Source organism: Vibrio sp. 1249-1, from assembly GCF_033340495.1.
Genome location: NZ_JAWOWJ010001131.1, coordinates 1 through 528, shown reverse-complemented (window position 1 = coordinate 528; position 528 = coordinate 1). Strand labels below are relative to the sequence as shown.

Sequence of the window (528 nt, the reverse complement as noted above, 5' to 3'; positions counted from 1 at the left end):
AGCAAAGTACCGACCGTTGCCTTCATTCACGAAGATATGTGTATCGGTTGTACTAAGTGTATTCAAGCTTGTCCTGTTGATGCGATTGTTGGTGGGACAAAAGCCGTTCACACGGTCATCAAAGACGAATGTACAGGCTGCGACTTGTGTGTCGCGCCATGTCCAACCGATTGTATTGAAATGATTCCTGTGGAAACCACCACAGATAGCTGGAAGTGGCAACTTAACGCCATCCCAGTGGTTAACATTACAGATGCTGCCAGCGATGCAGCGAACGTGAAAGATTCAATTAAGTAAGGTTTCACATGTTGTCTTTGATTGAACAAATTCGTACTGGCTCGCTTTGGGACTTCCCAGGCGGTGTGCATCCGGCAGAAAACAAAAAACAATCCAATAAAGCCGACTTAGTGCGAGCATCCATTCCCGCTGAAATCATTCTTCCGCTGAAACAGCACATTGGTAAAGCGGGTAACTTATTGGTCTCTGTTGGTGAGCACGTTTTAAAAGGACAAGCTTTAACCCAATCAG

2 protein-coding genes are annotated in these 528 nt (G+C 45.6%); both read left to right on the top strand.

The features are described from left to right. A partial coding sequence (locus tag R7Z50_RS30870; protein ID WP_318150197.1) for an RnfABCDGE type electron transport complex subunit B occupies positions 1-297 on the top strand: 297 nt, incomplete at its 5' end. An 8-nt stretch (positions 298-305) separates the two neighbouring features. Next, the coding region (locus tag R7Z50_RS30865) for a hypothetical protein (protein WP_318150196.1) at positions 306-528 on the top strand (223 nt) is incomplete at its 3' end.